We start from the raw sequence: 24,341 nt of genomic DNA, 5'->3' as shown, positions 1-24,341 counted from the left end.
GGTCGGCCTGCGTCAGTGGCCCCCGTGGCCCCCGCCGTTGCCGTGCCCGTTGTTGCCGCCACCGCCGTTGCCGCCACCGCCGTTGCCGCCACCGCCGTTGCCACCGCCGCCGGGCGGGGGTGCCACGTGCCCGGTCGACTGGTAGATCGTGACGGTGCTGCCGCTGCCGTAGAGGCTGCCGGCGGCCGGTGAGGTGTAGGCGACCGTGTCCAGCGGCTGCGTCGAGTCGCGGTAGCCGCCCAGCAGGGTCTGGAAGCCGGCGTCCTGGAGCACCTGCTGGGCCTGGGTCAGGCTCATCCCCGCGGTGCTCGGTACGGCGGTCTGCACGCCGGCGACGTCCTTGGCCGACGGCTTGACGAAGTCGGTGTCCGGCAGCCACTGCTGGATCACCTTCATCGCGTCACCCCACATCGGGCCCGCGGTCGTCGAGCCGTGCGCCGTGGCGACGTACCCGCCCTTGAGGGTCTGGCCGTTGAGCGAGATCCAGTGGCCGACGCTGTTCGCGCCCGCGATCATCGAGGCGGTGGACAGGGTCGGCGTGTAGCCGTTGAACCACACCGCCATGTTGTCGTTGATGGTGCCGGTCTTGCCGGCCGAGGGCTGGTTCAGCGAGATGCCGGCGTCGTACCCGAAGCCGCCGGGCTCCTGGACGCCGCGCAGGACGTCGTTGACCGCGTCGGCCGCCGAGGCCGGGATGACCTGCTGGCACTTCGAGGGGTAGCGCTTGAGGGTGTTGCCGGCGGAGTCGTCGATCTCGGTGACCGGGCGCGAGTCGCAGTGCAGGCCGCGGCCGGCGAAGGTGGCGTAGGCCTCGGCCATCTCCAGCGGGCTGGTGCTGGGCACGCCCAGCGTGAACGATGGGACCCGCTCGTGGGCCGGGTCGGTCAGCTCGATGCCCATCTGCTTGGCCAGGCGGTAGGGCATGCACAGGCCGGTCTTCTGCTCGAGCTGGGCGAAGAACGTGTTCACCGAGAGCCGGGTGCCCTGGTAGGCGTTGAACGTGCCGCTGTCGGTGGAGTTGTGGACCGTCCACACGCCGGTGCTGGGGTAGTTGTGGCCACCGCAGTCCGCGAAGGAGTTCATCGGCAGGGTGATCGTCGGCGGCGAGTGGATCTCGGTGCTCAGCGGGATGTGCTGCACGATCGCCGCCGAGAGCACGAACGCCTTGAACGTCGAGCCGGCCTGGAAGCCGGCCGAGTGGCCGTACTTCTGCGGGACGACGTAGTTGAGGTAGGTCTCACCGTGCGCCTTGTCGTTGCCCATCGGCCGCGACTGCGCGATCGCCTTCACGTCGCCGGTGCGGGGCTCGACCATGGCCAGCGCGCCGATCGCCTGGTCGGTCGGGCCCACGTGGGCCTGCACGGACTTGTCGGCCGCCGCCTGGTCGCGGAGGTCGACCGTGGTGCGGATGGTCAGGCCACCGGAGTAGAGCAGCTTCTTGCGCGCCTCCTCGGTCTTGCCCAGCGCCTTGTCGCGCATCAGGTAGGACAGGGTGTAGCCGCAGAAGAACGGCGCCCGGGAGTACACGCAGCCGTTGCGCGACGGTGTCGTGTGCAGCCCCAGCGACTGCTTCTTGATCTTCTCGGCCTTGGCCTGGGTGATGACGTTCAGCTCGGCCATCCGGTCCAGCACGACGTTGCGCCGCTCGATCGCCCGGTCGGGGTAGTTGGTCGGGTCGTAGCCGGTGGGGTTCTTCACCAGGCCGGCGAGCAGCGCCGACTGGCGCAGGTCGAGGTCCTTGGCGTTGACGTCGAAGTAGTGCCGCGCCGCCGACTGGATGCCGTAGGCGCCGTCGCCGAAGTAGGCGATGTTGAGGTAGCGCTCGAGGATCCAGTCCTTGGAGTAGTTCTGCTCGAAGGCGATGGCGTAGCGCAGCTCGCGCAGCTTGCGGGCGTAGGTGTCGGCCGTGGCGGCCTTCTGCTCGGCCTTGGTGTGCGCCTGGTTCAGCAGGGTCAGCTTGACCATCTGCTGGGTGATCGAGGAGCCACCCTGGACGACGCCGTTGTTGGCCTGGTTGGTGACCAGGGCGCGCAGTGTGCCCTTCAGGTCCAGGGCTCCGTGCTGGTAGAAGCGGTAGTCCTCGATCGCGACGATGGACTTGACCATCGTGCGGGAGATCTGGCTCAGCGGCACGCTGACCCGGTTCTCGTCGTACAGCGTGGCGATGATGTTGCCCTTGCTGTCGACGATCTTGGTCTTCTGGGGGAGGGCCTCGGTCTTGAGGGACTCGGGCAGGTTGTCCATGGTCCGGGCGACGTCGCGGGCGCCGAGGCCCACGACGCCGGCGAACGGGATGGCCAGGCCGGCCACCACGACGCCCAGCACGGCGGCGACCGCCAGCATGACACCGAGGTGGGAGGCCACGCGGCCGGCCGTGAGACGCTCACCTGGAGGGGTGGACCGGGGGCTCGACATGGACCCAATGTACGGGAGGGCGACACCCCCAACCCATTCATGGCCCGAAGTAACTAGTCAGTTTGGACTAGGACATTTGGGTAGAAGGTGTCTGCCGCATCGGGGGACGTATCCCTAACTTCTATACCCTGAGGGGACTTTCCCGGGTAGACGTCATGGGGACGCCGCCTATCTCGGAGACGATGTGGGGACATCATCATGTGGGTTGAGGATTGGACTGCCAAGGCTGCGTGCCGCCAGGCCCAGCCGGACCAGCTCTTCGTACGAGGGGCAGAGCAGAACAAGGCCAAGCAGATGTGCGCCGGGTGCCCGGTCCGCACCGAGTGCCTCGCCGAGGCGCTCGACAACCAGATCGAGTGGGGCGTCTGGGGAGGCATGACCGAGCGGGAGCGTCGCGCGCTGCTGCGTCGCAAGCCCAACGCCTCGTGGCGTGCGGTGCTCGAGGCGGCCCGGGACCAGGCCCCCGGCGCGCCCGTGGCGCCCGTCGCGTCCGTGGTGCCCGTGGTGCCCGTGGTGAAGGCCGCCACGCTCGCCTGAGCCCCGCAGGGTCCGGCCGGAGGCCGGGCCCGGGACGCCGCGGTCAGCCGTCGGCGAGGAGCTCGCCGATCCGGCGCAGCCCCTCGAGGTCGTGCACGTCGCCGGCGAGCGCCGGGACCACCGCCCGGGGCACCTCCGGGTGCGCGGCGGAGAACCGCTCGCACAGCCGGGCCTCGCGCTCGACCATCCGCGAGCGGTCGGCGTGCAGCCGCAGCAGGCCCGCGGTGCGGGAGGACGGGTCGCGCCGGCGCAGGCGGGCGGCGGCGGTCATCGCCTCGTCGGCGCTCAGCGACCCCGGCGGGGTCGGGCTGGCCCGGTTCACGACCAGGCCGGCCAGCGGCATCCGGTCCTCGGTGAGCCGCTCCACGAAGTACGCCGCCTCGCGCATCGCGTCCGGCTCGGGCGCGGCCACCACCAGGAACGCGGTCTCCTCGGCCTGCAGCAGCTCGAAGGTCTTCTGCGCGCGCTGCCGGAAGCCGCCGAAGAGCGTGTCGAAGGCCGCGACGAAGGTCTGCATGTCGCGCAGCACCTGTGCGCCGAGGACCTTGGTCAGCGCGTTGGTGACCACGCCCAGGCCGGCCGACATCATCCGGGCCGGGCCACGGGCCGGAGCCATCAGCAGCCGGATGAACCGGCCGTCGAGGAAGCTCGAGAGGCGCTCCGGGGCGTCGAGGAAGTCCAGCGCCGACCGCGACGGCGGGGTGTCGACGACGATCAGGTCGTAGCTGTCCTCGGCCCGGGCCCGCTGGTGGATCTGGCCCAGCTTCTCCATCGCCATGTATTCCTGGGTGCCCGCGAACGAGCTGGACAGCGCGACGTAGAACGGGTTGTCGAGGATCTGCCGCGCCTTCTCGGGGCTGGCCTGGCTCTCGACCACCTCGTCGAAGGTGCGCTTCATGTCCAGCATCATCGCGTCGAGCGAGCCGCCCGCCGCGGGGTCCACCCCGCGGACCGGCCGCGGGGTGTTGTCGAGCGCCTCGATGCCCATCGACTGGGCCAGGCGGCGGGCGGGGTCGATGGTCAGCACGACCACCCGTCGGCCCCGCTCGGCCGCGCGCAGCGCGAGGGCCGCCGAGGTGGTGGTCTTGCCGACGCCGCCGGACCCGCAGCACACGATGATCCCCGTGCGCCGGTCGTCGAGCAGGGCGTCGACGTCGAGGGAGGACGCCGGCCCGGCCTGCGGGCCGACCCGGGTGCGGGCGCGGGAGCTGCTGCGCTGCGTGGTCATGCCAGCCCCTGGTCGCGCAGCGCCTGCGCGAGCTCGTAGAGGCCGCCGAGGTCGATGCCGCCGGCCAGCCGGGGCAGCTCGTAGGTCGGGACGCCCAGGCCGTCGACGATCTCCCGCTGCGCGTCCTCCAGCGCCCGGCGCTCCGCGTGGTCGGCGGCCTCGGTCACCAGCCCGGCGACCAGGTCGGGGCCGTCCTCGACCCCCGCCTCCTTCAGGTCGTCCTGGATCCGGCCGCGGTCCAGGCCCCCGGACCGGGCCTCCTCGAGTGCCGCGGCGTCGAGGTCGCGGGGACGCACCAGGTTCACCACCACGCCGCCGACCGGCAGCTGCGCGGGCCGCAGCTCGCCGATGCCGTCGACGGTCTCCTGCACGGGCATCTCCTCCAGGACCGTCACCAGGTGGACCGCGGTGCGCGGCGAGCGGAACAGCGTCATCACCGTGTCGGCCTGGTTCTTGACCGGGCCCATCCGCGCCAGCCCGGCGAGCTCGGAGTTGACGCCCAGGAACTGCGCGATCCGCCCCGTGGGCGGGGCGTCGAGCACGACCGCGTCGTACCGGATCGCCTTCTTGTTGCGGCTGTTGCGCTGCACCGCCTCGAAGACCTTCCCGGTCAGCAGCACGTCGCGCACGCCGGGCGCGATCGTGGTCGCGAACTCGATCACCCCGAACCGGTCCAGCGCCCGGCCGGCGCGGCCGAGCTTGTAGTACATGGCGAGGTACTCCATCAGCGCGGACTCGGGGTCGATGTGCAGCGCGTGCACCACCCCGGGGGTCCCCTCCGGGTCGCGCAGCCCGGTGGCGATCCGGCGCTCCTCGTAGGGCAGCGGGTCCACGTCGAACATCCGCGCGATGCCCTGACGGCCCTCGACCTCGCAGAGCAGCACGTTGCGTCCGTGGGTCGCGAGCGCCAGCGCCAGCGCGGCGGCGACCGTGGACTTGCCGGTGCCGCCCTTGCCGGTCACCACGTGCAGGCGCACCCGCGGCCAGTCGTGCTTCTGCTGGTCGGACACACGTGCAGCGTAGGACGTCGTACCTGAACCGGTGGAGGAGCGGGCACCCGGGGGCCGGGCACCTCGCGACCGCCCCGCACCCCGGCGCCCGTCGGACGTGACCCGGGTCATGACTAGGATCGCGGTCGTCGGGGCCCGGTCGGCCCGCAGCAACGAGCCCGTCAGGGCTGAGGGAGGACGAAGGCGTGGACAAGGTCGTGGCGAACGCCGCGGAGGCCGTCGCCGACATGCCGAGCGGTGCGACGCTCGCGGTGGGTGGCTTCGGGCTGTGCGGGATCCCGTCGGTGCTGATCGAGGCGGTGCTCGAGTCGGGCGTCGACGAGCTCGAGGCGGTGTCGAACAACTGCGGTGTCGACGACTGGGGGCTCGGCCGGCTGCTGACGGCCAAGCGGCTGCGTCGGATGATCTCCTCCTACGTGGGGGAGAACAAGGAGTTCGCCCGGCAGTACCTCCACGGTGAGCTCGAGGTCGAGCTCACCCCGCAGGGCACGCTCGCCGAGCGGATGCGGGCCGGTGGCTCGGGCATCCCGGCGTTCTACACCGCCACCGGGTTCGGCACCCAGGTCGCGGACGGCGGACTGCCGTGGAGGTACGACGCCGAGGGCAACGTGGTGGTCTCCTCCCCGGCGAAGGAGACCAAGACCTTCGCCACGGCCGAGGGCGAGAAGGAGTTCGTGCTCGAGCACGCGATCGTCGCCGACTTCGGCCTGGTGCGCGCCTGGAAGGGCGACCGGCACGGCAACCTCGTCTACCGCGACTCCGCGCGCAACTTCAACCCGCTGGCCGCGATGTGCGGCCGGGTCACGATCGCGGAGGTCGAGGAGCTCGTCGAGCCGGGCGAGCTGGACCCCAACGAGATCCACACCCCCGGCGTGTTCGTGCAGCGCGTGGTCGCGCTGAGCCCCGAGCAGGCCGCGGACAAGCGCATCGAGAAGCGGACCGTGCGTCCGGTGGAGGGCAACTGAGATGAGCTGGACCCGTGAGCAGATGGCGGCCCGCGCCGCCTCGGAGCTGCACGACGGCTCCTACGTCAACCTCGGCATCGGGCTGCCGACGCTGGTGCCCAACTACGTCGGTGACGACGTGGAGCTGGTGCTGCAGTCCGAGAACGGCATCCTCGGCGTCGGCGCCTACCCTGTCGAGGGGGAGGAGGACGCCGACCTGATCAACGCCGGCAAGGAGACCGTCACTCTGCGCCGGGGCGCGAGCTTCTTCGACTCCGCGACGTCGTTCGGGATGATCCGCGGCGGCAAGATCGACGCCGCGATCCTCGGCGCCATGCAGGTCTCCAAGGGCGGCGACATCGCCAACTGGATGATCCCCGGCAAGATGGTCAAGGGCATGGGCGGCGCGATGGACCTGGTCCACGGCGCCAAGCGGGTGATCGTGCTGATGGAGCACGTCGCCAAGGACGGCTCCTACAAGATCGTGGACGAGTGCTCGCTGCCCTACACCGGGCGCGGCGTGGTCGAGCGGATCATCACCGACCTCTGCGTCATCGACGTGACCCCCGACGGGCTGAAGCTGGTCGAGCTGGCGCCGGGCGTGACCGAGGACGAGGTGCGGGAGAAGACCGAGCCCGAGCTGGTCTGAGGTGTCGGCGCGGGGACGTGTGCCGGTCGCCGCCTACAAGGACCTCTGCGTCGACGCGGTCGATGCCCCGGCCCTGGCGCGGTTCTGGGGCGACGTGCTCGATCTCCGGGTCCGGCCCCGCGAGGACGGGGTCGTGGCCCTGCTCGGGCCGACGCCGCAGCACACCGTATGGGTCAACCCGGTGCCGGAGCCGGTGACGGTCAAGCAGCGGGTGCACCTCGACGTGCACGCCGGCGACGTCAGGGACGTGCTGACCGCCGGCGCGACCCCGCTGGACCTCGAGTCGTTCCGCTGGAAGGTGCTGCGGGACCCCGAGGGCGGCGAGCTGTGCGCCTTCGAGCGCGACGAGGTGCCGTCGGACCGGCTGTACGAGATCGTCGTCGACAGCGCCGACCCGGAGCGGGTCGCCCGGTGGTGGGCCGGCGTGCTGGGCGGCCGGCTCGTCTCCGACGGGACCGGCGAGGAGTGGGCGGTCGAGGACGTCCCCGGTGCGCCCTTCGAGTGCCTGGTCTTCGGGGCGGTGCCGGAGCCCAAGACCGTCAAGAACCGGATCCATCTCGACGTCACCACCCCGAACGTGTCGGGGCTGGTCGAAGCCGGGGCCACGGTGCTGCGACACCCCGACGGCGTGATCCGGTGGACGGTCCTGTCCGACCCGGAGGGCAACGAGTTCTGCGCGTTCGGGGACCGGTGAGCGCGGTCCCCGCGTCAGGGTCCGCGCCGCGGCCGACCACGGACCCCGTCGTACCGGTCGGAGGGCCCGTTGCGGGCCGTGCCGGGCTGTCGCATGCTGGGGTCACGGCGAGTGTCAGGAGGGCACGTGACCCAGGACGACCCCGGACCGGACGACGGCGACCGGGAGAGCTACCACGGCTACAGCGTCGACGACGAGAACCAGCCCCAGGACACCGGTGACAGCCAGGCCGACGACCGGGGCCTGGCCGAGCCGCTGGACGAGGGGTACTCGCCGCCGGAGAAGTGGTCGGTGGCCGAGGGGTTCGGCAACACCCCGCTCGAGGAGCTGATGGGGGAGACCCTCGACATGCGGCTGCGCGAGGAGGTGCCCGAGGCCGACCCGTACGCCGAGGCCGAGCGGGGCGCCGGCGCCGACGAGGAGTTCCCCAGCCGCGAGGTCGGTGACGCGCGGGCCGGCCGGCTGTTCTCGCCGTACGCCGGCAGCGGCACCGACGACGACACGGACCTGGTCGCCGAGGACGCGGGGATCGACGGCGCGGGTGCGAGCGCCGAGGAGGCCGCGATGCACGTGGTGCCGGACGAGGAGGAGTGACGGGCTCCCGCCGACGGTGAGTAGGGTGCCCGCATGACCAAGTGGGAGTACCTGACGGCACCGATCCTGGTGCACGCGGCCAAGCAGATCCTCGACAACTTCGGCAACGACGGGTGGGAGCTCGTCCAGGTCGTGCCCGGGATGAACCCCGAGAACCTGGTCGGCTACTTCAAGCGGCCGGTGCAGGCATGAGCGGCCCAGAAGAGCGGCTCGCCGAGCTCGGGCTCTCGGTGCCGGAGGTGGCCAAGCCGGTGGCGGTCTACGTCCCGGCCGTGCGCACCGGCAACTACGTCTTCACCTCCGGCCAGCTGCCGATGCGCTCGGGCGAGCTGATGCTCACCGGCAAGGTCGGTGGTGAGGTCAGCCCCGAGGAGGCCGTCGAGTGCGCCGAGCAGTGCGCGCTGAACGCGATCGCGGCGGTGAAGGCCCAGATCGGTGACCTCGCGAAGGTCAGGCGGGTGGTCAAGGTCGTCGCCTTCGTCGCCTCGACGCCGGACTTCACCGGCCAGCCGCAGGTCGCCAACGGCGCCTCGGAGCTGTTCGGCAAGGTCTTCGGCGACGCGGGCGTGCACGCCCGGTCCGCCGTCGGTGTTCCGGTGCTGCCGCTGGACGCGCCCGTCGAGGTCGAGATCATGGTCGAGGTCGGCGACTAGATGATCCGGGTCCCGCTGCCGTCGCAGCTGGTCGAGCACGCGCGGGAGTACGCCGCCGGCACCCGCACCCCGGCCGAGCCGCGCAACGCGGCCACCGTCGTACTCCTCAGGCGCGCGAGCGCGGGCCTGTCGGTCTACCTGCTGCGCAGGCAGACCTCGATGGCCTTCGCCGGCGGGATGTGCGTCTTCCCCGGCGGCGGCGTCGATCCGCGCGACTTCGACGCCACCGTCGCCTGGCACGGCCCCTCGCCCGCGGCCTGGGCGGAGCGGCTCGGGACCGACGAGGCGACCGCCCGGGCGCTGGTGTGCGCGGCGGTGCGGGAGACCTTCGAGGAGTCCGGGGTGCTGCTCGCGGGCACCTCGCCCGACTCGGTGGTCGCGGACACCACCGGCGAGGACTGGGAGGCCGAGCGGGTCGCGCTGGAGGGCCGGGAGCTCGCGTTCAGCGAGTTCCTCACCCGGCGGGGCCTGGTGCTGCGCACGGACCTGCTGGGCGCGTGGTCGGGGTGGCTGACGCCGGTCTTCGAGCCGCGGCGCTACCGGACCTGGTTCTTCGTGGCCGAGCTGCCGGAGGGCCAGCGGACTCGGGACGTGTCCACCGAGTCGTCCTCGGTGCACTGGATGACCGTCGCCGGAGCCCTCGACGCGGTCGACGAGGGACAGCTCGGCATGCTGCCCCCGACGTACCTCACGTGCCTGGAGGTGTCGAAGTTCGCCGACCCGCAGGCGGTGCTGGCGGCCGCGGACGGTCGCCGGGTGGACATCTTCACGCCCGAGGTCGACGGCGAGGGGGACGCGGCCACCCTGACGATGCCCGACCGGCTGCGCCCGCTGGTCGAGGAGCGGCTGGGCCGATGACGGGCACCGGGGGCTGGAGCGGCGGGTCGTTCGGCGAGCGCGGACGCTGCGTGCTCGCGCCGAACGCGAACATGATGACGCTGGACGGCACCAACACCTGGGTGCTGCGCGAGCCCGGGGCCCGGCGCTCGGTCGTCGTCGACCCGGGTCCGTCGATCCTGGCCCACCTCGACGCGGTGGCGGAGGCCGCCGGCGAGGTCGGGGTCGTGCTGCTGACCCACCACCACGCGGACCACTCCGAGGCCGCGCGAGAGTTCGCCGAGCGGGTCGGTTGCGGCGTGCGAGCCCTGGACCCGGCGTACCGCCTCGGCGCGGAGGGCCTCGGCGAGGGGGACGTGGTCGAGGTCGACGGCCTGGAGATCCGGGTGGTGGCCACGCCCGGCCACACCGCGGACTCGCTGTCCTTCCTGCTACCCGCCGAGGGGGCGGTGCTGACCGGTGACACCGTGCTCGGGCGGGGCACCACCGTGGTCGCGCACCCCGACGGCCGGCTGGGTGCCTACCTCGGCTCGCTGGACCGGCTGCACGCGCTGGCCGACGCCCACGAGGTCGCCTCGATCTGGCCCGGGCACGGCCCGGTCATCGACGACGCGCTCGGGGCCCTGGACTTCTACATCGCCCACCGCCGCGAGCGCCTGGCGCAGGTCGAGACCGCCGTCGTCGCGCTGTCGGGGGAGCCCACTCTGGCCAGGGCGCTGCCGCACGTCGACCTGGACGCCGGGACCGGCGCCCTGCTCACCCCGCGTGCCGTGGTCGAGCAGGTCTACGCCGACGTCGACCCGGTCCTGTGGGGCGCCGCCGAGCTCTCGGTCCGCGCCCAGCTCGCCTACCTGACCGACCGTTGAGTTGGGCATCCCGCCGGGTTGAGTTGGGCGTGCCGCCGGGTTGAGTTGGGGGTGCCGCCGGGTTGAGTTGGGCGTGCCGCCGGGTTGAGTTGGGGGTCCCGCCGGGTTGAGTTGGGCCGCCCACCTGCGCCACAAATCATCCACAGAGGACCCAGCTGCGGACCTCTCCACAGGTCACTCCGGTGCTCCTGCGCGGAGCAGCTCGGGCGTACGACGGTGTCCCGGTGACCGTGACCGATGTCTTCCCGGATGCCCCGTTCACCCGCGCCCACGCGGCGAGCAAGGGCATCACCCATCACGCACTCGAAGAAGCGCTCGTCAACCGCACCATCCGGCGGCTGCTGCGGGGCGTCTATGTCAGTACGGCGGTGCCAGACGCGCCTCTGCTCCGGGCGCAGGCCGCGAAGCTGGTGATCTCGAAGCACGCCGTCGTCTGCGACCGCACGGCCGCCTGGATCCATGGCTGCGAGACGTTCGACTACCGCGAGCTCGACGTACTGCCTCCGATCGAGTGCTACGTGTTGCGTGGCCACGACCCCACCGACCGGCCCGAGTGTGCCGGGGGAACCCGCGACCTCAAGCCCGGGGACTGGATGGTCATCGAAGGCGTGCGCGTCACCACGCCCGTCCGCACTGCGATGGACCTCGGCTGCAAGCTGTCGCGGCGCCCGGCGATAGCCGTGATGGACGCTCTGCAGCGGCGGCACCGCTTCACCATCACGGACATGTATGACCTGTTACCGCGGTATCGCCGACGCCGGGGAGTGCGACAGCTACGTTCCCTCGTTCCGCTGGTCGACGGCCGTCCGGAGTCCATGGCCGAGAGCTGGGTCAAGGTCGAGATCGCCGACCGTGAACTGCCGATGCCGGAGCCGCAGTACTGGGTGTACGTCGACGGGGTGCCCACGTACCGCCTGGACTTCGCCTACCCGCACGCCAAGGTGGCGATCGAGTACGACGGGGAAGAGTTCCACAGCTCGCCTGCGGACCGTGAGGCGGATCGGGTGCGTCGTGAGTGGCTTCGTGCACATGGCTGGACCGTGATCGTCCTGACCAAGAAGGACTTCGCGCCCCAGGCGACGGATGCGTGGATCCGTGAGCTGCGGGTCGCGCTCGGGATGCGCTGACCGCCAGGCCGCCCAACTCAACGCGGCGCGGGGCCCAACTCACCGCGGCGCGGGGCCCAACTCAACGTTGGTCGCGCCGGCGGGCCAGGAGGGCGCCGGCCAACAGGAGCAGGAGTGCCAGAGCGGGGACGCCGAGGGTGAGGGCCCAGCGCTCGCTGGTCCAGGGCCAGTCGGGCTCGGGGCGGTCGACGGTGGGCTGGGCGGGCGTCATCAGGTCGGTGGCCAGGGTGAGGCCCGTGACACCGGGGTCGACGCCACCGACGAGGCGGTACGACGGGTGGTCGCCCACCGTGACGAGGGCGAGGCTCGACAGGGAGCTGTCGGAGCGTGCGTCTCGGCCCCGGCCCACGCGGGCGACGAGGTGCGTCGCGTCGATCCAACCGAGCGGTTCGACCCACGCGCCGTCGAGCGCCGAGGGCAGGCCGACCCGCTGGTGCCGACCGTCCACGTCGTAGGTGTCGAGCCGGTAGCGGGCGTTCATGTCCCGGACCCGGAGGTCGTGCAGGACGTCACCGACGTACGCCGCACCGAGGGTGACGTTCGCGCCGACGTGCAGGGGCACTCGTCCCGGCAGGTGCACGGTCAGTGACGAGCTGAACGCCGCCCCCGACGACGGCTCGGTCGCGCCCGGACCGTACCCGACGTACCGGGCGCTGTCGCCGAGCACGGACGCCTCGCCGGTGTCGGAGACCGCGAAGGAGGTGCGGAGGTTGTGGGTCATCGCCGGCAGCGGGGTCGAGGAGTCTCCGTCGGGGCTGACGATGCCGGCCACGGGGGAGCCACCACCCATCGACATGGTCGTCCAGGACGCCATCTGGTCGCCCGCCCAGACCAGCCACGTGCCGCTCGGCGACCAGCGGATGTCCGTGACCACGGTCCCCTCGCCGCCGTGGATCGGGACGGTGCGCACGTCTCCGTTGGTGAGGTCGACGACGCGGATGCCGCTCGGGATCGGCCGGTCAGCGGCATGGCGGCCGAACCGTGCGTAGGTGTAGGCCAGCTTCGATCCGTCGGGCGAGAGTGTCAGCCCGAGGTCCCCACCCTGCAGGCCGTGGGCGGTGAGCTCGTTGTTGCCGGCGAAGCCGGGCAGGTCGAGCAGGTGGTAGCCGCCGTCGTCCGCGCCGATGACCACCGGCAGGCCGCCGTCCATCACGTACGCCGCGGCCGCGCGACCGACCGCGAGGTCGCTGGTCACCTGGTCGCGCGTCCAGGACCCGTCGTTCGCACGCGCCGCCATCCGGTCCGGCACCAGCCACGTGTGGCGGGGCACGCCGGCGGCGGGCTGGCCGGCGACCGGCGACTCGGTATGGTGCTGGAGGGCGAGCGGGACGGTTCCGACGCCCACCAAGACGGCCACGACCGCCGCCAGCACGAGTGCCCGATCGCGGATCCGGGCCCGGCGGGCGCGCGCCCAGGTGTCCGGGTCGATCTCGGCCACTGGGGCCGTGTCGCCCAGTCGGGCGAGCTCCTCGCGGAGCCGGCCGGTCATGCGGGGTCCTCGACGAGCTCGGCGAGCTCCGGCGCGAGCGTGCGCAACCGGCCGAGTCCCTGCCGGGCGATCGACTTGACCGTGCCCGCCCCGATGCCGAGCACCTCGGCGGTCTGCACCTCGGTGAGGTCCTCGAAGTAGCGCAGCACGAGCACGGTCCGCTGCCGCACGGTCAGCCGCGCGAGCGCCTGCTCGAGGGTCAGTCGCAGGTCGCTGTCGGCGGCAGCCGCGGGGGCGTCGTACGCCCCGAGCGCCTGCTCGCGCACGTGCCGTCGCGAACGCCACCACGAGACGTTCTGGGTGTAGAGGATCCGCCGGACGTAGGCCTCCGGCGAGCCCTGGATGCGCCGCCAGTGGCGGGCTGCCTTGAACAGAGCCGTCTGCACCAGGTCCTCCGCGAGGTGGGCGTCCCCGGTGAGGAGGTACGCCGTGCGCGACAGGGCCGGTGTGCGTGCCACCACGAAAGCGTGGAAGTCGTCCTCGTCGTTCGCCATGGCAGTCCCGAGCCCCCTTTCAACCCGTACGACGCGCGCAGGGCCGGGCTCGGGGGTCACCCTCGCGGAAGAATTCCCGCCTCGAGCCGGTGCAAAGCCCAACTCAACCCGGTGCAACGCCCAAGTCGAGCCGGCGCGGGGCCCAACTGAACGCGGCGGGGGGCCCAACTCAACGCGGGGCGGGGCCCAACTCAACGGGTCAGCGGGCGCGGCGGGAGAGTCGCTCCACGTCCATGATCACCACGGAGCGGGGCTCGAGGCGCAGCCAACCGCGCGAGGCGAAGTCGGCCAGCGCCTTGTTCACGGTCTCCCGCGAGGCGCCGACGAGCTGCGCCAGCTCCTCCTGGGTGAGGTCGTGGTGCACGTGCACGCCGTCGTCGGCGGTGCGGCCGAAGCGGTCGGCCAGGTCCAGCAGCGCCTTGGCCACGCGGCCGGGGACGTCGGAGAAGACCAGGTCGGCGACCACGTCGTTGGCCTTGCGCAGCCGGCCCGCCAGCTGGGCGAGCAGGCCGCGGGCGACGACCGGGCGGCCCTCGAGCCAGCGCAGCAGGTCCTCGTGGGACAGCGAGGCGAACGTCGCGTCGGTGACCGCGGTGACCGTCGCCGAGCGCGGGCCCGGGTCGAACAGCGAGAGCTCGCCGAACATCTGACCGGGGCCGAGGATCGCCAGCAGGTTCTCGCGGCCGTCGGAGGAAGTGCGGCCGAGCTTCACCTTGCCGTCGAGGACGATGTAGAGCCGGTCGCCGGAGTCGCCCTCGTGGAACAGCACGTCGCTGCGCCGGAGCTTCGTCTCGGCCATCGAGGCGCGCAGCGCTGTCGCGGCCTCGTCGTCCAGCGCACTGAACAGCGGTGCCTGACGCAGTACGTCGTTGTCCACGAGTCCTCCTGGTGACATCACCCGCCCCAGACGGGCGGCCGCGGTGATCCTACCCAGTGGAGTTGGTCACAGAAACCACCGGACCTCCGCGGCCGCGCCCGGCGCCCCGTCGGAACCGTCGGAGTCGCGCCGTACGCTGGGCCCGTGCTCGATGCGGAGACCCCCACCGGCCTGGTCAGGCGTGCCCGGAAGATCGACCGGGTGCTCGCCGAGACCTACCCGGACGCGAAGTGCGAGCTCGACTTCGACAACCCCTTCGAGCTGCTCGTGGTCACCGTGCTCAGCGCCCAGACCACCGACAAGCGGGTCAACGCGGTCCGGCCGACGCTCTTCGCGGCCTACCCGGACGCCCGGGCGATGGCGGCGGCCGAGCGGGACAAGCTCGAGCAGATCATCGGCCCGCTCGGCTTCTTCCGCGCCAAGACCGAGTCGCTGCTGCGGCTCAGCCAGGCGCTCGTCGAGAAGTACGACGGGGAGGTGCCCCCGCGGCTGGCCGACCTCGTCACGCTGCCCGGGGTCGGGCGCAAGACCGCGAACGTCGTGCTCGGCAACGCGTTCGGCGTCCCGGGGATCACCGTCGACACCCACTTCGGGCGGCTGGCCCGCCGCTTCGGGTGGACCGAGGAGACCGACCCGGTCAAGGTCGAGCACGCGATCGGCGCGCTGTTCCCCAAGCGGGACTGGACGATGCTCAGCCACCACCTGATCTGGCACGGCCGCCGGATCTGCCACTCGCGCAACCCCGCCTGCGGCGCCTGCTCCGTGGCGCGCTGGTGCCCCTCGTACGGCGAGGGCCCCACCGACCCGGTGGCCGCGGCGAAGCTGGTGAAGACCGAGGGCCGCGCATGAGGAAGGGCTTCCTGGGCCCCGTCGCCGCGGCGGTGCTGGTGCTGTCCGGGTGCGGCGCCGGCCCGGCGCCGACCACCGCGTCGCCCAGCATCGACGTGGACACCCCGCAGCTGCGCCAGCTCAAGCAGCAGGCGGGCATCGAGCCGTGCCAGCACCAGACCGGTGACCCGGTCGACGGCGGGCTGCCGAACGTGACGCTGCCCTGCCTCGGCGGCGGCCCGGCCGTCGACCTCGCGGGGCTCCGCGGCCCGCTGGTGGTCAACCTGTGGGGCTCCTACTGCGGTCCGTGCCGCAAGGAGATGCCGGTGCTGCAGCAGTTCCACGAGAAGTACGGCGACCGCGTCGGCGTGCTCGGCGTCGACTACGAGGACGCCCAGACCGCCAGCGCCCTGGAGCTCGCCAGGAAGTCCGGCGTGACCTACCCGCTGGTCGCCGACACCGACGGCGCCCTCCAGGGCAACGGGCCGTTCCCGGTGCGGATGGGCCTGCCGCTCTTCGCGTTCGTCGACCAGGACGGCCACGTGGAGCTGGCCGCCGGCGGGGTGGGCTCGGTCGCCGAGCTCGAGCAGCTCGTGGACCAGCACCTGGGGCTGAACCTGTGACCAACCTGCCGGAGCTCCCCGAGTGGCTGCGTCCGGTGGCCGAGGGCGCCCGGCTGATCACCGTCGACGACCTGACCCGGTTCATGCCGCCCGAGGACGCCGACGCCCGGCTGGGCGCGGTCCTGATGCTCTTCGGCGACGGGCCCGAGGGCCCCGACCTGCTGCTGACCGAGCGCGCCCACCACATGCGCTCCCACCCCGGCCAGGTCTCCTTCCCGGGCGGCTCGGTCGACCCGGGGGAGACCGCGGTCCAGGCCGCGCTGCGCGAGGCCTGGGAGGAGACCGGGCTCGACCCGTCCGGGGTCACGGTCTTCGCCGAGCTGCCCGAGCTGTGGCTGCCGCCGAGCAACTTCGCGGTCACGCCGGTGCTGGGCTGGTGGCACGAGCCCACCGAGGTCACCGCCGTCGACCCCGACGAGGTGCACGAGGTCTACCGGGTCCCGCTGCGCGAGCTGGTCGACCCGCAGCACCGGATCGTCGTACGCCATCCCTCCGGCTGGCTGGGCCCGGGCTTCCTCATCGGCGACGACAAGGACGTCATCCTCTGGGGGTTCACCGCCGGGATCATCGCCCGGCTCTTCGAGTTCCTCGGCTGGACCGAGGACATCGCCGACGCGCCGATGCGTGATCTGCCGGACTACATGCTGCAGGGTGAGCCCCGACGCGCCCCGCGCGACATCCGTCCCAACACGCGATTCGAGGAGCGTCGGTGAACCCGCTGGACTGGCTGCTGGTGGTGCTCGTCGTCGCGTACGCGCTCTCGGGCTACTGGCAGGGCTTCATCACCGGTGCGTTCGCCACCGGGGGGTTGCTGCTCGGCGGCCTGTTCGGTGTGTGGCTGGCCCCGACCGCGCTCGGGGACGCCAACCCCTCGCTGCTGGTCTCGCTCGGCGCACTGTTCATCGTGATCCTGTCCGCGTCGCTGGGGCAGGCGCTGCTGCAGTTCTTCGGGGCCCGGATCCGCGACCGGATCACCTGGCAGCCGGTCCGGGCGATCGACGCGGTCGGCGGGGCGGCGCTCAGCGCCGCGGCGGTGCTGCTGGTCGCCTGGGCGCTCGGCGTCGCGGTGTCCGGCACCAGGATCGGCGGGATCACCCCCATGGTGCGCAGCTCCACGGTGCTCGGGGAGGTCGACCGGGCGCTGCCGACCTCGGCCGACGGGGTGCTCCAGGCGTTCAACAACGTCGTCGGCACCAGCTTCTTCCCGCGCTACCTCGAGCCGTTCGCGCCGGAGCGGATCGTCAACGTCGGCCCGGGCCCGAAGCGGCTGCTCAAGGACCCCGACGTCACCGCGGCCGCCCGCAGCGTGCTCAAGGTGCGCGGCACCAACGACTGCGGTCGCGGCGTGGAGGGCTCGGGCTTCGTCTACGCCCCCGACCGGGTGATGACCAACGCCCACGTCGTCGCGGGCGTGGACCACCCGGAGGTCATCATCGGCAACTCCTCCGAGCCGGCCGAGGTCGTCTACTACAACCCCGACATCGACGTGGCGGTGCTCGCCACCGACACGGGCTCGGCGCCGGCCCTCGGCATCGACGGCAGCGGCAGGGCCCAGCAGGGCGTGGCGATCCTCGGCTACCCCGAGGACGGGCCGTACGACGTGGAGCCGGCCCGGATCCGGGCCGAGCAGCGGCTGCGGTCGCCGAACATCTACGGCGACGGCGCGGTGGTCCGGCAGGTGTTCTCGCTGCGCGGGCTGGTCCGGCCGGGCAACTCCGGCGGCCCGATCGTCGACGCCGCCGGTGACGTGGTGGGCGTCGTGTTCGCGGCGTCGGTCACCGACCCTGACACCGGCTACGCGCTCACCGGGGAGCAGGTCGCGCACAGCGCCGACCTGGGCCGCTCCAGCAACGGCACGGTCTCCACCGGCGACTGCGCCAGCTAGGCGCCGAGTCGGCGCTGCTTGACGCCGGTTGTCGCTGTCGCTGTCGCTCTCGGTGTCGGTGTCCGGCGGACCGTCGCGTGCTCTGCGACGGCTCGACCCCAGCAGCCGGTCAGGCCTTGCCCTTGAGCGCCCGGGGGATCTCCTTGCCCTGGCTGATCGCCCGCTCCGGCGCGCGCACCTGCTTGACCTTGCGCACGCCGACGAAGACCAGCAGCGCGGCGAGCAGCGCATAGAAGCCGAAGACGATCAGGAAGGCCCAGTGCAGGGCGAGACCCTGCCCGTTCCAGTTGATGAAGTAGGCGATGGCCACCGACAGCATGATCACCGCCAGCACCAGCAGGAAGCCGGCCGCCGCGAAGAGCCCGACACCGGTGCCGCCCGCCTTGAGGCTGACCTTGAGCTCGGACTTCGCGAGCTGGATCTCCTTGGAGATCAGCGACGAGATGTCCCGGCTGGCGTCGGTGACGAGCCGGCCGATGGTCGGCTCCTCCTCCGGGGTGGACTCCGGGGTGGACACGGTGTTGACCGGCTCGGTTGCCATGCGGTTGATCCCCCTGCGGTTCGGGCGCTGGATGCTGTCGGGCGCTGCTGAGCCTACAGAGGGGGGCCCTAGGCGCGCTCAGGCGGCGCTCGGACCCTCCCGGCCGCCCCCGCCCTCCTGGTAGACATCGGGCACGCCGTCGGCGTCCTCGTCGCGCTCCTCGAGCTCGCACAGCCGCCAGTAGACCCGGTTGCGGGCCCGCAACAGCACCGAGGCCAGCGCCGCGGCGAGCACCGACCCCACCAGTACGCCGACCTTGACGTGCTCGGCCCGGCTGCTGCCCGGACCGAACGCCAGCTCGCCGATGAGCAGCGAGACCGTGAACCCGATCCCGCCGAGTATCGCGAGCCCGAGCACGTCGAGCCAGGACAGCTCGTCGTCGAGATCGGCGCGGGTGAACCTCGCCAGCAGCCAGGTGGAGCCGGCGATGCCGACGGTCTTGCCGACCAGCAGGCCCGTGACGACCCCGAGGGCGACCGGGTCCCGGAGCGCGTCGGCCAGTCCGGTGAGCCCTCCGATCGTGACCCCGGCCGCGAAGAACGCGAAGATCGGCACGGCGAGGCCGGCCGAGAGGGGGCGGACCAGGTGCTCGAGGTGCTCGGCCAGGCCCCGCCCGTCGGCCCCGTCCCGGCGCCGCACCGGCACGGTGAAGGCCAGCAGGACGCCGGCCACGGTCGCGTGCACCCCGGAGGCGTGCACCAGCGCCCACGCGGCCAGCGCGAGCGGCAGCAGCACCCAGCCGCTGCGCACCCGGCGCTGGACCAGGACGCCGAAGAGCCCGATCGGCACCAGTGCCAGCAGCAGCCACCCCAGCCGGAGGTGGTCGGTGTAGAAGATCGCGATGATTGTGATCGCGAACAGGTCGTCGACCACGGCCAGGGTGAGCAGGAAGGTGCGCAGGCCGGCGGGCAGGTGGGTGCTGATCACCGCGAGCACGGCCACCGCGAACGCGATGTCGGTGGCCGTCGGGACCGCCCAGCCGGCCAGGTCGCCGGCTTCGCCGAGGTTGACCAGGACGAAGACCAGCGCGGGCACCGCCATGCCGCCGGCGGCCGCCACCACCGGCAGCGCGGCGCGGCGTGGATCGCGCAGGTCGCCCGCGACGAACTCCCGCTTGACCTCCAGCCCGGCCACGAAGAAGAAGATCGCGAGCAGCCCGTCGGCGGCCCAGGACCCGAGGCTGAGGTGCAGGTGCAGCGCCGCGGGACCGACGGTGAGGTCACGGAGGGCGTCGTACGCCCCGGACCAGGGACTGTTGGCCCACACCAGGGCGGCCAACGTGCCGCCGAGCAGCAGCAGGCCACCGGTGGTCTCCGCGCGCAGCACCTCGGCGACGCGCGAGGCCTCCGGGAAGGAGCCGCGGGCGAAGAGCCGGGGGGACGGACGCCGGGGGGCCCGGCCGGGCGGCTGGTCACGGTGCGGGGGGCGGCTCACCGGGCTCCTCGGGGGTCGACGACGTCGTTGCCGACCAGACTTCCCGGCGCTCCACCGACCACCCTACCCAACGCCGACCACCCCCCCCGGGGAGACGCCGAGTCGCCGCTGGTTGACCCCCCGGAAACGCCGAGTCGGCGCTGGTTGACACCCCGGAAACGCCGAGTCGGCGCTCGTCGACGTACCTATGCGTCAACGAGCGCCGACTGGACGCGGTGCCGGCGTCAACGAGCGCCGACTCGGCGGTCGGTTACTCCTCGGCCTTGCCCGAGGAGAGCCCCTGGGAGATCAGGTCCATCACCGAGGAGTCGGCCAGCGTGGTGACGTCGCCGATCTCACGGTGCTCGGCGACGTCGCGCAGCAGCCGCCGCATGATCTTGCCCGAGCGGGTCTTGGGCAGCTCGGCGACGATCATGATCTGGCGCGGGGTGGCGATCGGGCCGATCTCCTTGCGGACGTGCTGGCGCAGCTCGGCCACGATGTCCTCGCCGCCGTCGCCGGCCTCCTCGCGGAGGATGACGAAGGCGCAGACCGCCTGCCCGGTGTCCTCGTCCTTCGCGCCCACCACGGCCGCCTCGGCGACCTTGGGGTGCGAGACCAGCGCGGACTCGATCTCGGTGGTCGAGAGCCGGTGACCGGCGACGTTCATGACGTCGTCGACGCGGCCGAGCACCCAGATGTCGCCGTCCTCGTCCTTCTTCGCCCCGTCGCCGGCGAAGTAGTAGCCCTGCTTGGCGAAGCGCGACCAGTAGGTGTCCTTGAACCGGTCGTCGTCGCCCCAGATGGTGCGCAGCATCGCCGGCCAGGGCTGGGTGAGGACCAGGTAGCCGCCGGAGCCGTTCGGCACCGACTCGCCCTCGTCGTTGACGACGTCGGCGGAGACGCCCGGGATGGCGGTCATCGCCGAGCCCGGCTTGCCGTGGGTGACGCCGGGGAGCGGGCTGATCATGATCGAGCCGGTCTCGGTCTGCCACCAGGTGTCGACCACCGGGACCCGGTCACCGCCGATGACCTGGCGGTACCAGATGTAGGCCTCCGGGTTGATCGGCTCGCCGACCGAGCCGAGCAGCTTGAGCGAGGACATGTCGAAGCGGTCGGGGATCTCCCGGCCCTGCTTCATGAACGACCGGATCGCCGTCGGGGCGGTGTAGAAGGTCGTCACCCCGTGGTCCTGGATGATCTTCCACCAGCGACCCCGCTCCGGGCTGTCGGGCGTGCCCTCGTAGAGCACCTGCGTCGTCCCGTTGGCCATCGGCCCGTAGACGATGTAGGAGTGCCCGGTCACCCAGCCGATGTCGGCGGTGCACCAGTAGACGTCGGTCTCGGGCTTGAGGTCGAAGACCGCCCAGTGCGTGTACGACGCGCCGACCAGGTAGCCGCCCGTGGTGTGCAGGATGCCCTTGGGCTTGCCGGTCGTGCCGGAGGTGTACATGACGTAGAGCGGGTGCTCGGCGTCGAAGAACTCGCAGGTGTGCTCCGGCGAGGCCTTGTCGACCGCGTCGTGCCACCACACGTCGACGGCGTCGTCCCACCCGTTCTCGCCCAGGTCCTGGCCGGTGCGCCGCACCACCAGGACCTTCTCGACCGTGTGGCCCTGCGCGGCGGTCTTGGCGCGCGCCTCGTCGACGGCCGGCTTGAGCGCCGCGGGGGCGCCGCGCCGGTAGCCGCCGTCGGCGGTGATGACGGCCTTGGCGTTGCAGTCGACGAGCCGCGAGGCGAGCGCGTCGGCGGAGAAGCCGCCGAAGACCACCGTGTGGGGGGCGCCGATGCGGGCGCAGGCCAGCATCGCGATGACCGCCTCCGGGATCATCGGCATGTAGATCGCCACCCGGTCACCGGTCGAGACACCCAGCTCCTGCAGGGCGTTGGCGGCCTTGCACACCTCGTCCTTCATCTCGGCATAGGTGATCGTGCGGGTGTCGTCCACGGGCTCGCCCACCCAGTGGAAGGCGACCTTGTCGCCGTGGCCGGCCTCCACGTGCCGGTCCACGCAGTTGTACGCCGCGTTCAGCTTGCCGCCGACGAACCACTTCGCGAACGGTCGGTTGTCCCAGTCCAGGACGCGTTCCCACTTCTGGTCCCAGGAGAGCCGCTCGGCCTGCTCGGCCCAGAAGCCCTCCAGGTCGTTGGCCGCGCGCTCGTAGGCCTCCTCCTTCAGGTTCGCGTTCGCCGCGAAGTCCTCCGACGGCGGGAACCGCCGCTCCTCGCGCGACAGGTTCGACAGGGTCTCGTTGCTCACTGCTGGCTCTCCTCGCTCGCGGACGTCTTCGGGTTCAGACTAGGCCGATGTGACCACGGCCACGAGGGGGTCACCGGGCCCCCGTGGGAACCAGCGCCCGCTTGTGGGTGAAGTTGGTGACGCCGGCGAAGGAGGCGTACCACGCGGCGAGCGCGGTCGCGATGCCGACCCAGCCGCCGGTCTTGGTGATGCCGCTGGACGTGGCGAACTCGCCCCAGGCGAGCAGCAGGAACGTGATCGTCAGCAGCACGAACACCGCCAGCACGGCGCCGCTGACGCGGGTCGCGGCGACGGTCATGTAGGCGGTGAAGATGCCCCAGGCGAGCAGGTAGAGACCGATCGTGTTCGAGACGTCGCCCTCGGCGATGCCCGAGAGGTCGGTGTGGCCGGTGAGCCACCAGAACGAGATCCAGAAGGCGCCGTACGACGAGAACGCGGTGGCGCCGAAGGTGTTGCCCTTGGCGAACTCCCACATCCCGGCCAGCAGCTGGGCCAGGCCGCCGTAGGCGAGGGCCAGCCCGAAGACCACCGGCTCGGCCTTCACGAGGTCGGCGTTGACGAAGCTCAGGATGAAGGTGGTCAGGGCGAAGGCCGCAAGGCCCAGGGGAGCGGGGTCGGCGATGTGCGCGCCGGGAAGCGTCTGTGCGGGCATGGGGGTCTGGGCGTGGTGCTCAGTCGTGGACATCAGGACTCCTCGGGTCGGTGTGCGGGGCCGACGCTAGGAACCGTGGACGGGGTGTGACAGGGGACACTGCGGTCGTTGCGGCCAGCGGCCGGAAGCCTGCGCCGTGTGTGCCGTCACGACGCGACGAGCGGCCGGTCCGTTGCGACGAACGGCGCGCCGGACCGGCCCCGGGGTCAGCCGCGGGCGCCCTTGGCCCGGTAGGAGCCACGGTCCAGCTCGAGGGCCTCGGGCGCGTGCAGCCGGACCATGGTCGGGCCCAGGTGCGGCGGCAGCCGGCCGGCGGTGGCCAACGAGACCACCACCATCGTCGCGAACGCCGCCGGCACCGTGCACATGGCCGGCTGCGCGAGCAGCGCCCCCGGCCAGCCGGCGGGCGCCACGCCGAGCATCGTCACGCCGACCGCGCCGGCGGAGAGCAGGCCGCCGACGACCATGCCCGCGACCGCCCCCGCCGCGGTCAGCCCGCGCCACCAGATGCCCAGCAGCAGCAGCGGGCAGAAGGTCGAGGCCGCCACCGCGAACGCGAGCTCGACGGCGTGGGCGACCGCCAGGCCGGAGGAGAGCAGCGTCAGCACGAGGGTGGCCAGCGCCCCGAGCGCCCCGGCCAGCCGGAACGCCCGGACCGGCTCGAACCACCGCCCCAGCACGTCCTGGCCGACCACGCCCGCGATCGAGACCACCAGGCCGGAGGAGGTCGACAGGAACGCCGCGAACGCGCCCGCGCCCAGCGCCGCGGTGAGCAGGTCGCCGGTCAGCCCGCCGAGCGCGTGGCCGGGCAGCGCGAGCACCACCGAGTCGGCGCGGTCCGAGCCGATCAGCTGGGGGACGTAGAGCCGGCCGAGGACGCCGTACAGCGGCGGCAGGAGGTAGAACGCGCCGAGCAGGCCGAGCACCGTGACGGTCGTACGCCGGGCCGCGCGGCCGTCGCGGTTGGTGTAGAACCGCACCGCGACGTGCGGCAGGCCCATGGTGCCGAGGAACGTCGCCAGGATCAGCGAGTAGGTCAGGTAGAGGCTGTAGGGCCCCTGCATCGGCTCCAGCCAGTCCGTCGCGTCGAGCCGGGCCCGCCCGGCGGGCGCGTGCCCGTGGGTGCGCACCAGCAGGAAGGCCAGCGGCAGCAGCAGCGCGCAGAGCTTCACCCAGTACTGCACCGCCTGCACCAGCGTGATGCTGCGCATCCCGCCGGAGACCACGTTGGTGAGCACCACCAGCGCGACCACGGCCGCGCCCACCCAGGTCGGGGCGCCGGTGAGCGTGCGCAGCGTGAGCCCCGCGCCCTGGAACTGCGGCACCAGGTAGAGCACGCCGATCAGCACCACCAACCCGCTGGCGACCCCGCGGGCGTGGCGGGACTCCACGCGCAGCTCGGCGAAGTCGGGGATCGTGTAGGCGCGGGACCGGCGCAGCGGGGCGGCCACGAACAACAGCAGGACCAGGTAGCCGGCGGTCCAGCCGACCGGGTACCACAGCATGTCCACGCCGCGGCTGAGCACCAGCCCGGCGACACCGAGGAACGACGCGGCCGAGAGGTACTCCCCGCTGATCGCGGAGGCGTTCAGGGCCGGGCCGACCGTGCGCGAGGCGACGTAGAAGTCGCTGGTCGTGCGGGAGAGGCGCAGTCCGAAGGCGCCGACCCCGAGGGTCAGCAGCGAGACGGCGAGGACCGCGACAACCGCGGTGGCGGCGCTCACC

25 protein-coding genes are annotated in these 24,341 nt (G+C 72.3%); 14 read left to right on the top strand and 11 right to left on the bottom strand.

The genetic code is table 11. The annotated features are described in order from the left end of the window. Nucleotides 1-12: 12 nt before the first annotated feature. Nucleotides 13-2,415 carry a penicillin-binding protein gene (locus BJZ21_RS18705; protein WP_179665140.1) on the bottom strand — a complete coding sequence of 801 codons (2,403 nt, stop codon included), beginning with the start codon at nucleotides 2,413-2,415 and terminating at the stop codon, nucleotides 13-15. A 198-nt stretch (nucleotides 2,416-2,613) separates the two neighbouring features. Between BJZ21_RS18705 and BJZ21_RS18700 the strand changes: the two genes are divergently transcribed. Next, complete coding sequence (locus BJZ21_RS18700; protein ID WP_246298524.1) at nucleotides 2,614-2,952, top strand: WhiB family transcriptional regulator; 339 nt, start codon at nucleotides 2,614-2,616, stop codon at nucleotides 2,950-2,952. Nucleotides 2,953-2,995: 43 nt separating this feature from the next. Here BJZ21_RS18700 and bagB read toward each other — a convergent pair whose 3' ends face one another. Then, nucleotides 2,996-4,180 carry an ArsA family ATPase gene (gene bagB / locus BJZ21_RS18695; protein ID WP_179665139.1) on the bottom strand — a complete coding sequence of 395 codons (1,185 nt, stop codon included), beginning with the start codon at nucleotides 4,178-4,180 and terminating at the stop codon, nucleotides 2,996-2,998. Continuing rightward, the gene (gene bagA / locus BJZ21_RS18690) at nucleotides 4,177-5,190 is read right to left on the bottom strand and encodes an ATPase BagA (RefSeq protein ID WP_343052223.1); all 1,014 of its coding nucleotides are present in this window, start codon (nucleotides 5,188-5,190) and stop codon (nucleotides 4,177-4,179) included. The genes bagB and bagA overlap by 4 nt, the downstream gene beginning before the upstream one ends. Before the next feature lie 185 nt (nucleotides 5,191-5,375). On the opposite strand from bagA, the gene BJZ21_RS18685 reads away from it, so the two are divergent. The 9 genes from BJZ21_RS18685 (at nucleotide 5,376) to BJZ21_RS21875 (ending at nucleotide 11,554) form a co-directional block, all read left to right on the top strand. Next, complete coding sequence (locus BJZ21_RS18685; protein ID WP_179665137.1) at nucleotides 5,376-6,155, top strand: 3-oxoacid CoA-transferase subunit A; 780 nt, start codon at nucleotides 5,376-5,378, stop codon at nucleotides 6,153-6,155. A 1-nt stretch (nucleotide 6,156) separates the two neighbouring features. Continuing rightward, nucleotides 6,157-6,783, top strand: a complete 627-nt coding sequence (locus tag BJZ21_RS18680; protein WP_179665136.1) for a CoA transferase subunit B — start codon at nucleotides 6,157-6,159, stop codon at nucleotides 6,781-6,783. A 1-nt stretch (nucleotide 6,784) separates the two neighbouring features. Beyond that, the gene (locus BJZ21_RS21885; protein WP_218851556.1) at nucleotides 6,785-7,477 is read left to right on the top strand and encodes a VOC family protein; all 693 of its coding nucleotides are present in this window, start codon (nucleotides 6,785-6,787) and stop codon (nucleotides 7,475-7,477) included. A gap of 126 nt (nucleotides 7,478-7,603) precedes the next feature. After that, nucleotides 7,604-8,071 (top strand): DUF5709 domain-containing protein, encoded by a 468-nt coding sequence (locus BJZ21_RS21880; protein WP_179665135.1) that lies wholly within the window; start codon nucleotides 7,604-7,606, stop codon nucleotides 8,069-8,071. A gap of 33 nt (nucleotides 8,072-8,104) precedes the next feature. Next, entirely contained in the window at nucleotides 8,105-8,263 is a 159-nt protein-coding gene (sp36, locus tag BJZ21_RS18665; RefSeq protein WP_179665134.1) for a Sp36 family protein, read from the top strand. After that, a complete protein-coding gene (locus BJZ21_RS18660; RefSeq protein WP_179665133.1) occupies nucleotides 8,260-8,724 on the top strand; it encodes a RidA family protein in 465 nt (154 codons plus the stop codon). The genes sp36 and BJZ21_RS18660 overlap by 4 nt, the downstream gene beginning before the upstream one ends. After that, entirely contained in the window at nucleotides 8,725-9,582 is an 858-nt protein-coding gene (locus tag BJZ21_RS18655; protein WP_179665132.1) for an NUDIX hydrolase, read from the top strand. It begins immediately after the preceding gene. Further along, a complete protein-coding gene (locus BJZ21_RS18650; RefSeq protein WP_179665131.1) occupies nucleotides 9,579-10,427 on the top strand; it encodes an MBL fold metallo-hydrolase in 849 nt (282 codons plus the stop codon). The genes BJZ21_RS18655 and BJZ21_RS18650 overlap by 4 nt, the downstream gene beginning before the upstream one ends. Before the next feature lie 224 nt (nucleotides 10,428-10,651). After that, nucleotides 10,652-11,554 carry a DUF559 domain-containing protein gene (locus BJZ21_RS21875; protein ID WP_179665130.1) on the top strand — a complete coding sequence of 301 codons (903 nt, stop codon included), beginning with the start codon at nucleotides 10,652-10,654 and terminating at the stop codon, nucleotides 11,552-11,554. A 61-nt stretch (nucleotides 11,555-11,615) separates the two neighbouring features. On the opposite strand, the gene BJZ21_RS18640 is transcribed toward BJZ21_RS21875, so the two are convergent. From BJZ21_RS18640 to BJZ21_RS18630, 3 genes are all read right to left on the bottom strand, one after another. Beyond that, the gene (locus tag BJZ21_RS18640) at nucleotides 11,616-13,043 is read right to left on the bottom strand and encodes a TolB family protein (RefSeq protein ID WP_179665129.1); all 1,428 of its coding nucleotides are present in this window, start codon (nucleotides 13,041-13,043) and stop codon (nucleotides 11,616-11,618) included. Then, nucleotides 13,040-13,537 carry a SigE family RNA polymerase sigma factor gene (locus BJZ21_RS18635; protein WP_179665128.1) on the bottom strand — a complete coding sequence of 166 codons (498 nt, stop codon included), beginning with the start codon at nucleotides 13,535-13,537 and terminating at the stop codon, nucleotides 13,040-13,042. Before BJZ21_RS18635 ends, BJZ21_RS18640 begins: the two co-directional genes overlap by 4 nt. Nucleotides 13,538-13,736: 199 nt before the next feature. Continuing rightward, complete coding sequence (locus BJZ21_RS18630) at nucleotides 13,737-14,414, bottom strand: Crp/Fnr family transcriptional regulator (protein WP_179665127.1); 678 nt, start codon at nucleotides 14,412-14,414, stop codon at nucleotides 13,737-13,739. Nucleotides 14,415-14,558: 144 nt separating this feature from the next. Between BJZ21_RS18630 and nth the strand changes: the two genes are divergently transcribed. Genes nth through BJZ21_RS18610 form a run of 4 tightly spaced genes read left to right on the top strand, consistent with a single transcriptional unit; the run spans nucleotide 14,559 to nucleotide 17,750 of the window. Then, the gene (gene nth / locus BJZ21_RS18625) at nucleotides 14,559-15,263 is read left to right on the top strand and encodes an endonuclease III (protein WP_179665126.1); all 705 of its coding nucleotides are present in this window, start codon (nucleotides 14,559-14,561) and stop codon (nucleotides 15,261-15,263) included. Next, the gene (locus BJZ21_RS18620) at nucleotides 15,260-15,865 is read left to right on the top strand and encodes a TlpA family protein disulfide reductase (protein WP_179665125.1); all 606 of its coding nucleotides are present in this window, start codon (nucleotides 15,260-15,262) and stop codon (nucleotides 15,863-15,865) included. The genes nth and BJZ21_RS18620 overlap by 4 nt, the downstream gene beginning before the upstream one ends. Further along, nucleotides 15,862-16,578, top strand: coding sequence for an NUDIX hydrolase (locus tag BJZ21_RS18615; RefSeq protein WP_343052222.1), 717 nt, complete (start codon nucleotides 15,862-15,864; stop codon nucleotides 16,576-16,578). The genes BJZ21_RS18620 and BJZ21_RS18615 overlap by 4 nt, the downstream gene beginning before the upstream one ends. Beyond that, nucleotides 16,575-17,750, top strand: coding sequence for a MarP family serine protease (locus tag BJZ21_RS18610; protein ID WP_179665124.1), 1,176 nt, complete (start codon nucleotides 16,575-16,577; stop codon nucleotides 17,748-17,750). Before BJZ21_RS18615 ends, BJZ21_RS18610 begins: the two co-directional genes overlap by 4 nt. A gap of 109 nt (nucleotides 17,751-17,859) precedes the next feature. On the opposite strand, the gene BJZ21_RS18605 is transcribed toward BJZ21_RS18610, so the two are convergent. The 5 genes from BJZ21_RS18605 to BJZ21_RS18585 form a co-directional block, all read right to left on the bottom strand. Continuing rightward, entirely contained in the window at nucleotides 17,860-18,291 is a 432-nt protein-coding gene (locus BJZ21_RS18605) for a phage holin family protein (protein ID WP_179665123.1), read from the bottom strand. Nucleotides 18,292-18,369: 78 nt separating this feature from the next. Then, nucleotides 18,370-19,725: a Na+/H+ antiporter NhaA gene (nhaA, locus tag BJZ21_RS18600; RefSeq protein WP_179665122.1), complete on the bottom strand. Its 1,356-nt coding sequence runs from the start codon at nucleotides 19,723-19,725 to the stop codon at nucleotides 18,370-18,372. A gap of 250 nt (nucleotides 19,726-19,975) precedes the next feature. Next, nucleotides 19,976-21,964, bottom strand: a complete 1,989-nt coding sequence (acs, locus tag BJZ21_RS18595; protein WP_179665121.1) for an acetate--CoA ligase — start codon at nucleotides 21,962-21,964, stop codon at nucleotides 19,976-19,978. A 70-nt stretch (nucleotides 21,965-22,034) separates the two neighbouring features. Then, nucleotides 22,035-22,649 carry an acetate uptake transporter gene (locus tag BJZ21_RS18590; RefSeq protein WP_179665120.1) on the bottom strand — a complete coding sequence of 205 codons (615 nt, stop codon included), beginning with the start codon at nucleotides 22,647-22,649 and terminating at the stop codon, nucleotides 22,035-22,037. Nucleotides 22,650-22,822: 173 nt separating this feature from the next. Next, complete coding sequence (locus BJZ21_RS18585; protein ID WP_179665119.1) at nucleotides 22,823-24,340, bottom strand: sodium:solute symporter family transporter; 1,518 nt, start codon at nucleotides 24,338-24,340, stop codon at nucleotides 22,823-22,825. Between the last annotated feature and the right edge of the window lies 1 nt (nucleotide 24,341).

This window comes from Nocardioides panaciterrulae (genome assembly GCF_013409645.1).
In the GTDB taxonomy this organism is placed as follows: domain Bacteria; phylum Actinomycetota; class Actinomycetes; order Propionibacteriales; family Nocardioidaceae; genus Nocardioides; species Nocardioides panaciterrulae.
Note: the sequence above shows the minus strand (reverse complement) of the source record. Positions and strands in the feature narration are given on the sequence as shown.